Genomic DNA, 11,563 nt, shown 5'->3' on the forward strand with positions numbered 1-11,563 from the left:
CGCCTCAACATTGAAAAAGGATGCTCACACCATGACTCAACCCCTGCTACAGATTGCTCTGGACTCCACGGACCTTCCCACCGCGGTCGATCTCGCCGCCCGCGTGGCGGAGTATGTCGATGTCATTGAAGTCGGCACCATACTGGCCTTCGCTGAAGGGATGAATGCCGTCCGTACGCTGCGCCAGCAGTATCCGGATCATATTTTGGTCTGCGATATGAAGACCACCGACGGCGGCGCCATTCTGGCGGAGATGGCCTTTACCGCAGGCGCGGACTGGATCACGGTGTCGGCCGCGGCCCACATCGCCACAATCACCGCCTGTAAATGCATTGCGGACGAGCACCACGGAGAAATTCAGATGGAGCTTTACGGCCACTGGACGTGGGAAGACGCGCAGGCCTGGCGAAAACTCGGCATCACGCAGGCGATTTATCACCGCTCGCGAGACGCCGAGCTGGCCGGAGTCGGCTGGACGCCGGAAGACATCCAACGTATGCATACCCTGTCGGAGATGGGGTTTGAGGTGTCGATCACGGGCGGTATCGTGCCGGAGGCGTTGCAGCACTTCCGTGGGATTAACGCCAAAACATTTATCGCCGGACGAGCGTTAGCCGGGGATGACGGCAGCGCCATCGCTGATGCCCTGCGTCAGGAAATCGTGCGCTACTGGTAAACCGTCCTGATGTCCGCCCTTGGGGGATTATCCACGGGCGGGCCTGCTTCTCCGAAATTGCGCCCCGCCCCCACCCGCCGCCATCGCAACGGTCTTTCCCGACCCGTACTGAATATCGTGATGCTTATCACCCGGATAACCCGCCATTTGCGTTTCTTTACGCGTTATCCGGGCAACTTCCCTTAATTCTTACGCGAATATTGCCGATAAATTGCCATGTGAACGCAGTTCATCAGCTTACAAGCTATACATTTATTAGAGGGCGTCACGATCTTATCGCCCCGCTTCAGGCGGGTGAACGCGTCCATTTTTTCCCTAATCCAGGAAATCCCTAACCATGACTTCCCAATCGCCCCCTTTTATGTCGTCCCGCTGCGCTCACTGCGCGGACAGCCATAATTTGGGTCTCGACTTCACCATGGCGTTCCAGCCTATCGTAGACTGCGTGACTAAACGCGTGTTCGGCTACGAGGCCTTGGTTCGAGGCTGCAATAACGAGTCGGCCTTCAGCATTATTTCGCAAATCAGCAATGACAAACGCTACGGCTTCGACCAGCTCTGCCGAATCAAGGCCATCGCGCTTGCAGCCAAACTGAAGTTGTCCGGCATGCTGAGCATCAACTTTCTGCCCAATGCGATTTATCGCCCCGAACGTTGCATTCGCTCGACGTTGGAAGCGGCCAGAAAGTATCAGTTCCCTATCAAGAACATCATGTTCGAGTTCACCGAAAACGAGCAGGCCAAAGACAGCAAACGCATACAGTCGATTATTGAATGCTACAAAAAGCTGGGCTTCAAGACGGCGATTGATGACTTTGGGTCGGGTTATTCCGGGCTAAATCTGCTGGCGGATTTTCAAACGGATATCGTCAAGCTGGACATGGCGCTGATCCGCGACATCGATCAGGATGCAACACGCCAGACCATCGTCACCCACTGTGTCAGCATGCTGAAAGCGTTGAATATCAGAGTGCTGGGAGAAGGCATTGAAACAGAAAAGGAATATCATTTTCTTAAAGGAATCGGGATTGATTTCGCTCAGGGATATTATTTTGCCAGACCCGGTTTCGAGTCTCTGCCAGAGGTCGATACCAGCCTTATTTAGCACCGAAGACGAGGCGCTTCGCGCGACACACAAACCCGCTGAACCGGCTTCGACCGTCCAGCGGGTTTTTTAATGGTATCGCTTACCTTTCACCGGCATCCTCTTACTTTCCGCTTTTAACGCTCGCTTTATCGGCGACAGGCACTCTCACCATCGTCGGGCATAAAGCGCTAAAACACACATATTTAGCCTAAATTCGTACACAAAAATCCATAACTCGCCGAATGCAATTTCGAACAAGTTGCCCCCGGGTCGACCGTTATACTGCGCTCAATACAGCGAGTCGGAGAGTTTGTATGGAGCACTCAGAGTCTGGGCATCAGCGTGACGATGCAACACATTTGCTCGTACGCGAGCTGTTGAAAGCCATCGGTGTGGATCAGGGACGCATCAACGCCATATTTCAGGGCGCGCCAATGTACGCCCATGACGGTCTGCTGGATTCCGTCAATCTCATCAGCCTGATTGCCGTCCTTAGCGATCGCTATGAAGCACACGGCAAGCTAACGGGGGAACTGTTCGATCTGATGGATGAAAACGTTTTCGACGCCTTTCACACCCTCGATACCCTGACGCACTTTCTGCACCAAAAAACCTGCCATGTTTAATGCCGGAACCCCGCTGCGATCAGGACGGAGAAAGCATGATGCACATCAATACGTTGGCCACCTGGGTTCCGTCGGCTCGCCTGAATGCCGAGGAGATCATCACTCAAACGGGGTATAGCCCCCGCGAAGCCAATACGTTCTGCCAACTGTTCGGCTTTCGCCGCATTGCCGCGCTGGAAGCGACCGTTTCTCTTTATGGCGTTTTCTATCAACTCCTTAGCCGATTAATGCAACAGTCATCTGGACCTGACCTCCCGATTGATGCGCTGATTTATGTACACGGCATGCCGGAGTCATCATGCGAACATCCCGCGTGGCTGACACAGCTGAAACAACGCCATCCGTTTGTCAGCGCCGAGGCGCACTGCCTCGAACTGGACCAACAGCACTGTGCGACCTTGTTCTGGGCGCTGGCGCATGCTCATCGGCTACTGGAGGAACAGCAGGCAAAACGCGTCGCTATTATCGCCGGCGATACGTTGTCGCCGCTGGGCGCCTCGCGGCGCTACGTGCCGGGCTACACGCTGATTGGCGATGCCTTCGCCGCGCTGCTGCTGGAGCATGAAGGCGCGGGTTTACGGTTGGGGAAACCGTTTCTCGGCCAGAGATTGGAATTTTATGATGGGCTGAATAGCGGACGGGAGGCGAAGACGGCGTTTTATCGGGCCCACGACGGCATGGTGGCAGAGGCGTTGGCGGGCGCCCAGGCAGGCGATCCCGATAGCCTGTCGCTGCTGCCTCACAACATCAATCGCATCAGCTGGCGTCGCTATGCGCGCCGCCGCCAACTACCGTGCGCGGCCATCTCGCTCGGCCTGCTGCCGGATATCGGCCACTGCTGCACCGTAGACCCCCTTCTCCTGCTGCCCGCCGCCATTCCCGCTATCCGTGCCGGGCAACCGCACGTGATGCTGTCCGTAGGGCTGGGAGCCGCCTATGGCAGCTGTTCTGTTTCTTATCATGCGGAATGATGCTGACTCGCCATCAGCCAATACCTCGCACCACAATGCACAGCGTTTATCGTGCACATTGCAATTATTTTCCTATCTCACAATTTCAGACAACAATGCCCGCGGGCACCGGGCATAATCTTTTCAAGGAAGCGTTTTCGCTGGCATAAGCAGGCGAAAATATACAAGGATGTATAAACGTCACGATCAGAGCGCAGGATTGCGCCGCTCGAACAGGGATGAAGACGGATCGTTACGGTATCAGCAAGGATGTTGATGGTCTGCCTATGCCGGTTACTCTCATGCTCCAGCGGGATGACGGGAGATGAAGATCGGAATGGGAACGCTTTCTTTTTCGGCTGAAGCTCTGCGTGCATATCACTCACGGTGATCTGCGCGTCGGCGCCGGAGAAAACCATGGATGCTACGCCCTTTGCGGATCGGGACATCCGCAAAGGGCGCCTTCTTCTCTTTCTCGTCAATGACGGGAAACCTACCCGTCATTATCGCCTCACACTCTCTGCTACAACCTCTGCTGCAACGCCCGGACCGGCCTGCTACGAGAGCCATACCGTTGAGATCGCGCACGAGCGCCATCCTGCCAGTTTAGTTTGCACCGGTATTATTTCCGCCAATCCATTAACGCATCCGGTTCCGTCAGCGTGGCAAGCCGCCAACTCAAGGCCGTTTCGTCGGACGACAATAGGCAACAGTTGAGCGCCATGCTCTCTTCGTCAAACCAGACTTCTTCCATCTGCGCGCTGGCGGGCTGAGCGTCATCCTGCACCTGAATCCGCCCGTTCTCCTGCATCAGGCAGCTGAACGAGTCCAACGGTTTGCTCAGGCCAAGCCCTAACGCCTTCAGATAGGCCTCTTTGCGCGTCCATATCCGAATAAAAGCCTGCACATACGCCTCTTCGTCGCAAAACTGCGCCAGCCAGTCGGCTTCATCAGGATGGAAAAAGCGTTTCGCCACGCCGCGTTTATGCTCGACTCGCCCTCGATTTCCCTCAACGTCGACCCCAACCGCGTCACCCTGTGCGATGGCGAAAGCAAAAGCGGCCTGAGTGTGCGACAGGTTGAAGTGAAGCTGTGGGTATTGGGGCAGAAAAGGTTTGCCGAACGGGTTACGAGCAAACGTCAGCTCGTGCGGCAACACGTGACACAGCGGCGACAGCAGGCATCGAAGAATCCCCTCCGCCAATGTGCTGTCGGTGAGCGCGTCGTACGGCGACATTCGGCAGGCCAAACGCACGTTTGCAGACATTTCCGGGCGATCCAATGTCTGCCGATGGATCACGATACACTGCGGGTTCGCCAGATCTTGCTCGCGATGCTCAGCGCTACCACAGAAATCCATCCGGCTTTCCTGGCTCATGTCTGCTCTCACCCTCCGATTTATCCCGCTTTCCCTGTTCACCTTATTCACGTTGTCATCCTTGTTTGCCACGACGCCTAAAAGCCATCGGCTCGACATCACGAACGTCTGATGTAAACGCATACATCGCAACGTCTCATCACGATGTATTTTTGACCGGTCGGCGTGGATATTTTGGCGGCATTACCTTTAGAGATGAATGTTAACGAAATCCTGCCGTTTCCATTCCAATCACGCGAAGAACGCTGACCATTTTCGAGACGAGCAATCCCAATAACGAAATGTCGTCATCCCAAAAATGGAATGCCGAGTGGAAAAAACGTTACGTATCCCGCTGAAAAAGGCCATTCCAAATATGGCACACAATTTGCGTGAGTACCCCTGTCAATGACAGCAATGACAATAATTAACAACCCAATACCAACGCCGTTTTTAGCATTTTTATTAACCGCTCCAGGCACGGTAAATACATTTTTGGATGACACCATGAATCTACATAATGCCTACCCCCACACCTTGGATAATGAAAGCTTCAACCATAATCTTATTCAGGACATGTATCGTCGTCACCCGAACTTAAAAAAGACCTTGGAAAACAATAATAAAGCAACAAGTCTGGTCGGGATTATCGACTACATTATTGAGAATATCGGCGATAACATCACGCTGGAACAACTCGAAACCGTGAGTGGCAAATCGAAATTCGATATCTGCCGCTTATTTAATCAAGTCTATAATATTACGCCCATGCGATGGATCTGGCGCGTTCGCGTCACCCTGGCGAGAGAGATTATTCATATCTCGCCCAACTGGTCTCTGACCGATATTTGTTATGCCTGTGGTTTCTCCTCGTTGCCTCATTTTTCCCGCTGCTTTACGAAAACGTATAATATTCCGCCGCTGAAATATCGGAAAACCGTCTCGTCCGATCGCGAGCCGCCCCGCTTTATTAGCAATATGAGCTTCGATATTATTTTCGGAAAGCAACGTCACCTGTTTTCCCGTCATGTATTGCTGGATAACATCCACAATCTGTCTAATTAACGCTCTTGTTCGAAGAGCACACGAAAAAAAGTCCCTCACGGGATTTTTTTATTTTAGTGACGGAGGAAACATCGCGGTGAGTCAGGTCCGAAATCATGCGTACAGTCCCGTGTAACGAGGGTGCCGCGATCCGCCTGCTTTTGACACATACCCTAACGTTTACAAACACTTTGCCAAGAAATAGAGGCCGTTTTTATCCCTGATTGCTGAAACGGCTCCCTCACCCACGTTGTTCAGCGCGAAAATGAGATAAGCGGAGGCTAGGGGGAAATGATGCTCAGAGAGCAGAAGCCCATTCGGGCAACGCCTAACCCCTCGCGATAGCGACAAAAAAGGCATACCGAGGTATGCCTTTTTTAATGCATCAGCCGAAAGCCCGACGCTTATTTTTTGGTTTTATCCTGCAGCAGTTCACCGCTTTCTACCTGCGGAACACCGGCGCTGCCCGTGATCAGCAGGCCGCTTTCCATGTAGCTAAACAGTTTTTCACGCGTGTCGGTGATATCCAAATTACGCATGGTCAGCTGGCCGATACGGTCATCCGGCGAGAAGACAGAGTCGCCTTTCTCCATCGTCAAACGCTCAGCCTTGTAGGTCAGATTGTCGGACACGGTGTTCAGGTAGGAGAAGTCATTGCCGCGACGCAGTTCAACCGTGACCTCGCCGGTGATTTCACGGGCGACCCAACGCTGCAGCGCGTCACGTAGCATCAGCGCCTGCGGATCGAACCAACGCCCCTGATACAGCAGACGGCCCAGCTGACGACCGTGCGCGTGGTACTGCTCGATAGTGTCTTCGTTGTGAATGCCGGTGACCAGACGCTCGTAGGCGAGGTGCAACAATGCCATCCCCGGCGCTTCATAGATGCCCCGGCTTTTCGCTTCGATGATCCGGTTTTCAATCTGGTCGCTCATACCCAGACCATGACGGCCGCCGATACGATTGGCTTCCAGCATCAGCTCGACGTCGTCTGCAAAGGTTTTTCCATTCAGCGCGACCGGATGCCCTTGTTCAAAGCGGATGGTGACCTCTTCCGCAGGGACTTTGACATTTTCGTCCCAGAATTTGACGCCCATGATGGGATTGACGATTTTCAGGCTTGAGTTCAGGAACTCCAGATCCTTCGCTTCATGCGTCGCGCCCAGCATGTTGGAGTCGGTGGAGTAAGCCTTTTCCGCCGACATTTTGTAGCTGAAGCCCGCTTCGGCCATAAACTCGGACATCTCCTGACGACCACCGAGTTCATTAATGAAGTCGGTATCGAGCCAAGGTTTGTAGATTTGCAGTTCAGCGTTGGTCAGCAGCCCATAGCGATAAAAACGCTCGATGTCGTTGCCTTTGTAGGTGCTGCCGTCGCCCCAGATATTCACGCCGTCTTCTTTCATGGCGGCCACCAGCATGGTGCCGGTCACTGCGCGGCCCAGCGGCGTGGTGTTGAAGTAGGTCATACCGGCGGTGGTGTTATGGAAAGCACCGCACTGGATCGCGGCGATGCCTTCGGCAACCAGCTGCTTACGGCAATCGATCAGGCGCGCATTTTCCGCGCCATATTCCTTGGCGTGACGAGGAATCGCGTCGTAATCCTCTTCATCTGGCTGACCCAGGTTCGCGGTGTAAGCGTAAGGCACCGCGCCTTTTTTACGCATCCACAGCAAGGCGGCGCTGGTGTCCAGACCTCCGGAGAAAGCGATGCCGATACGTTGACCAACCGGAAGATGCTTCAAAATCGTCGTCATAACAATTAATCCCTGCTCGAGTTAGATGGCATTGAGTGTAACCACTCCAACGCCGAATTACGTAGGTTACGCCGCACTAAATTGGACACAATGCAGAAGAAGATCGCGGCACTTCACTCTGTCGACGGCATTTTCCTCGCGTACTCCGCAATGAATATTTATGCAGAATATATGATTTATAATTTAAACATCTTTTCCACCGGACAGGAAGAGACTCGTTAGGATTTCGGCAAAAAATTCATTCTGGCCTGACATCACGATCCGTCGGCGAAACATCGCCGATGTCTCTCTGGTCCGGATTTAGCCCTATCGTGTCCGGATTTGGCCTTCTCTCGTTTTAACGTTGGGCGCATGATAGCCAACATCATGAACAAGGAGATAAACCATGTCGCGCACTGCACTGTTAGTTATTGATGTACAAGATTCTTTCTTACATCGCCCTTTCTGGCAGGAAGACGATCTCCCGGCATTTCAGGCAGCGCTGCTGCGCCTGATCGATGGCTGTAAACGGCAAAATGTCGCGCTGGTGGATGTATTTCACGTCGCGAAAGAGGGTCCTTTCTCGCGGGAGTCAGGCTTCGTCACGCGGCAGTGTTTTCTCCATCATCAGCCGGATAAACAAGTCTACAAACACGTTCACAACGCCCTGACTGACTCAGGACTGCATGAATGGTTGCAGCAGGAAGGAATTCACCATCTGATCATCTGCGGCATGCGCACCGAACAGTGCTGCGAAACCACCGCGCGGGTTGCGTCCGATCTGGGCTATCAGGTAACGTTCGTGACTGAAGCAACGCTGACCTTCCCGATGACGCACGACGGCAAAACGCTGAGCGCCAGCGAGCTGAAACATCATACCGAAACCGTATTGGTTAACCGGTTCGCGACCCTAAGCAGCGTCGAGGCATGTCTGGCGACGTTGACCCCGACGGAGTAAACACGGCATGGCACGTCAGGTCTATTTTTTAATGTTGCCCGGCGTACTGTCGCTCGACATCGCCGGACCGGCAGAAGCGTTACGCCTGGCCGGCGACTTTGACCTGCATTACATCAGTCCGGTGGAGAGTCTGCGCTGTTCTATTGGACTGACGCTCAATCAGCTGGAACCGCTGCCAACCCCGATGCCGCCGGACAGCATTTTAATTGTCCCCGGCGTCACCCCGTCCGAACATTATTTCGCCACGCCGCTGGCCCAGATTGCCCGTGACTGGCTGCGCGAGCGGCGGTCTGAACTCGAGCACCAAACTCTGACGCTGGTCTGCATCTGCTCTGGCTCGCTGCTCGCCGCGCAGGCGACGCTGCTGGACGGTTACCAGTGCACCACGCATCACGATATCCTCGACCGTCTCTCCGAACAGGCTCCGGCGGCGTTAATCAGAGAAAATCGCATTTTCGTGGAGGATCGCAACGTTTACACCAGCGCGGGGATCACCGCCGGTATTGATCTGGCGCTGCATCTGGTCGCCCGGTTCCGGAGCAACTTGCACGCTTTGCAGGTGGCCCGGGAGATGGTGGTGTACTTCCGCCGCGCAGGCAACGACGACCAGCTATCGCCCTGGCTACAGCACCGTAATCACATGCATCCGGTGATCCACCGCGCGCAGGATTTGCTGGCCGCGGCGCCAGAATCCTCGTGGCCGCTGGACCAGCTGGCAGACCGCGTACATGTGAGCGGCCGCCACCTGACGCGCCTGTTTCGGGAACATGTCGGGATTACCGTGCGCGAGTATCACGAACAGCTGCGGCTTACCGTGGCGGAACAGCGAATCAGGCAGGGCATCGGCGTGGAGAAAGCGGCGTTGCTGGCCGGCTTCTCCTCGGCGCGTCAGCTGCGCCGGGCTCAGTCGCGTCAGCCCTAGCTCACCAGACGACGGCGATCGAAGCGCTGTAGCATCAGTGAAAACAGCAGGCCGACCGCCAGCGCCATCGCAAAGACGTAAAAAATATCCGCCACCGGGGAGCTTTCCAGCGTCAGTTGATGCGTGCGCAAATAGTGGATCACCAGCGCGTGAACGCCGTAAATCGCCAGAGAATGGCGTGCGATCAGCGCCAGTCCCGGCAAAGGCGCCGAGTTAAGGTAGTATTTTCCACTAACCAGCAGACCAGAGGCGGCCAGGAACACCAGCGGCCCGCAGTAAAGATAGTAAGTCTGATCAAAGTCGCCGTTGACGAGCGTCAAATGGCGAGTCCCGAGCGTCACCAGCACCGCTCCTAGAGCGAAGACACCCAGCGCCGAGCGCGCCGCCCAGCGAGGGATCGTCATCATCCCGATAATCCTGCCGGTGATGGCGTACAGCAGGTAATAGACCGTGTCGCCAAACATATACAGGTTTACCGGCAACATCTGATGCTGACCGTCCATCACGGCGGGCATATTAGGGTTGGCGACCACCGCCAATAATACAATCGCCGCCGCCAGCGTATAACCTGACGCCTGACGCACTTTAATCAATGGAGAAAACAGATAAATGATGGTGATGGCGTAGAAAAACCACAGGTGATAAAACACCGGTTTTTGCAAGCTGTCTCGCAGCGCCAGCCACGGATTGATGGGGGTGAGCCACGCCATATAACACAGCGCCAGCAGGCTGTAGAACAGGAGGCAGCAACCGATGCGCAGATAGTGTTTGCCCTGAGCCTGCCGCTCGCCGAAGAACAGGTAGCCTGAAATCATGAAAAACAACGGCACACAGACGCGAGAGGCGGAATCCAGCAGATTGGCGACGTCCCAATAGACGTTCCCCGGCGCACCGCCGTCGGTGACATACCCTGCGGCGCTGTGGACCATGACCACCATCAAACACGCTATCGCCCGCAGGTTATCCACCCAGCCGATCCTGTCGGTCATCCGCGCCCTCGCCCTATTTTTATTCAATAATAAACAGCTTATAGGGAGCCCCGCGGCAACTCAATGTGATGCTGGCCAAAATATTCGGCAGAACACCAACAGGGCCGCCGAGGCAGCCCTGTTGGTTTAACGCCTGACTCTGCGATGCCTAGAATAGCCCCATCGGTTTGTCCGAGTAGCTGACCAGCAGGCATTTAGTCTGCTGGTAGTGTTCCAGCATCATCTTGTGGTTTTCCCGCCCGATGCCGGACTGTTTGTAACCCCCGAACGCGGCATGCGCCGGATAGGCGTGGTAGCAGTTGGTCCACACGCGTCCGGCCTGAATGCCGCGTCCCATGCGGTAGGTGATGTTCGCATTACGACTCCATACGCCCGCCCCCAGACCATAAGGCGAGTCGTTGGCGATTTCCAACGCGTCATCCAGCGTTTTGAACGTCGTCACCGCCAGTACCGGCCCGAAGATTTCTTCCTGGAAGACTCGCATGTTGTTTTTGCCCTGCAAAACCGTCGGCTCCAGATAGTAGCCCTCGGTCAGATCGCCGTTCAGCGCCTTGCGACGTCCGCCGGTCAGCACCTGCGCCCCTTCTTTCTTACCGATATCGATATAGTTGAGGATGGTATCCAGCTGTCCAGACGATACCTGCGCCCCCATCATGGTGTTGGCGTCCAGCGGATTGCCGACGCGAATAGATTCCACCCGCTTGATGGCGCGCTCCATAAAGCGCTCGTAGATCGACTCCTGCACTAGCGCCCGGCTCGGGCAGGTACAGACTTCGCCCTGATTGAAGGCAAACAGGGAGAACCCTTCCAGCACTTTGTCGAAGAAACTGTCTTCTTTGTCCATGACGTCGGCGAAGAAGATGTTGGGGGATTTCCCGCCCAGTTCCAGCGTCACCGGAATGACGTTCTTCGCGGCATAGCCCATGATCTGCTGGCCCACTTCGGTCGAGCCGGTAAACGCGACCTTGGCGATCCGCGGCGACGTCGCCAGATATTCGCCGATCTGTCCGCCCGCGCCGTTCACCACGTTGATCACGCCCGGCGGCAACAGATCCTGAATCATTTCCATCAGCAGCAGGACGGAGAGCGGAGTCAGCTTCGCGGGCTTCAGTACGATGCAGTTGCCCGCCGCCAGCGCGGGCGCCATTTTCCAGCACGCCATCAGCAGCGGAAAGTTCCAGGGGATAATCTGCCCGACGACGCCGAGCGGTTCATGGA

General features: G+C 55.2%; 11 protein-coding genes. 7 read left to right on the forward strand and 4 right to left on the reverse strand.

Going from position 1 to position 11,563, the window contains the following annotated elements:
* Positions 1-31: 31 nt before the first annotated feature.
* The 4 genes from Q7O77_RS08690 to Q7O77_RS08705 all read left to right on the forward strand — a co-directional run bounded on the left by Q7O77_RS08690 (position 32) and on the right by Q7O77_RS08705 (position 3,360).
* On the forward strand, positions 32-676 hold the full coding sequence (locus Q7O77_RS08690; RefSeq protein WP_304165872.1) for a 3-keto-L-gulonate-6-phosphate decarboxylase UlaD: 645 nt from the start codon (positions 32-34) through the stop codon (positions 674-676).
* Between the two features lie 337 nt (positions 677-1,013).
* Complete coding sequence (locus tag Q7O77_RS08695; RefSeq protein ID WP_304165852.1) at positions 1,014-1,781, forward strand: EAL domain-containing protein; 768 nt, start codon at positions 1,014-1,016, stop codon at positions 1,779-1,781.
* Positions 1,782-2,077: 296 nt separating this feature from the next.
* Positions 2,078-2,389 carry a hypothetical protein gene (locus Q7O77_RS08700; RefSeq protein WP_304165854.1) on the forward strand — a complete coding sequence of 104 codons (312 nt, stop codon included), beginning with the start codon at positions 2,078-2,080 and terminating at the stop codon, positions 2,387-2,389.
* A gap of 35 nt (positions 2,390-2,424) precedes the next feature.
* Positions 2,425-3,360 (forward strand): 3-oxoacyl-ACP synthase, encoded by a 936-nt coding sequence (locus Q7O77_RS08705; RefSeq protein ID WP_304165857.1) that lies wholly within the window; start codon positions 2,425-2,427, stop codon positions 3,358-3,360.
* A 601-nt stretch (positions 3,361-3,961) separates the two neighbouring features.
* Here Q7O77_RS08705 and Q7O77_RS08710 read toward each other — a convergent pair.
* Positions 3,962-4,717: a 4'-phosphopantetheinyl transferase superfamily protein gene (locus Q7O77_RS08710; RefSeq protein WP_304165860.1), complete on the reverse strand. Its 756-nt coding sequence runs from the start codon at positions 4,715-4,717 to the stop codon at positions 3,962-3,964.
* A gap of 486 nt (positions 4,718-5,203) precedes the next feature.
* Between Q7O77_RS08710 and Q7O77_RS08715 the strand changes: the two genes are divergently transcribed.
* Entirely contained in the window at positions 5,204-5,761 is a 558-nt protein-coding gene (locus Q7O77_RS08715; protein WP_085650714.1) for a helix-turn-helix transcriptional regulator, read from the forward strand.
* Positions 5,762-6,144: 383 nt separating this feature from the next.
* On the opposite strand, the gene argG is transcribed toward Q7O77_RS08715, so the two are convergent.
* A complete protein-coding gene (gene argG / locus Q7O77_RS08720) occupies positions 6,145-7,497 on the reverse strand; it encodes an argininosuccinate synthase (protein WP_085650713.1) in 1,353 nt (450 codons plus the stop codon).
* A gap of 385 nt (positions 7,498-7,882) precedes the next feature.
* On the opposite strand from argG, the gene Q7O77_RS08725 reads away from it, so the two are divergent.
* On the forward strand, positions 7,883-8,434 hold the full coding sequence (locus Q7O77_RS08725; protein WP_304165864.1) for an isochorismatase family protein: 552 nt from the start codon (positions 7,883-7,885) through the stop codon (positions 8,432-8,434).
* A gap of 7 nt (positions 8,435-8,441) precedes the next feature.
* Positions 8,442-9,356, forward strand: coding sequence for a GlxA family transcriptional regulator (locus Q7O77_RS08730; protein WP_304165866.1), 915 nt, complete (start codon positions 8,442-8,444; stop codon positions 9,354-9,356).
* Here the strand turns inward: Q7O77_RS08730 and Q7O77_RS08735 are convergent.
* Positions 9,353-10,345 (reverse strand): acyltransferase, encoded by a 993-nt coding sequence (locus Q7O77_RS08735; protein WP_304165868.1) that lies wholly within the window; start codon positions 10,343-10,345, stop codon positions 9,353-9,355. The genes Q7O77_RS08730 and Q7O77_RS08735 overlap by 4 nt on opposite strands.
* A gap of 148 nt (positions 10,346-10,493) precedes the next feature.
* Positions 10,494-11,563 (reverse strand): aldehyde dehydrogenase family protein (locus Q7O77_RS08740; protein ID WP_304165870.1); only part of this gene is annotated, 1,070 nt, incomplete at its 5' end.

This window comes from Lonsdalea britannica (genome assembly GCF_946477055.1).
GTDB classification, from domain to species: Bacteria; Pseudomonadota; Gammaproteobacteria; order Enterobacterales; family Enterobacteriaceae; genus Lonsdalea; species Lonsdalea britannica_A.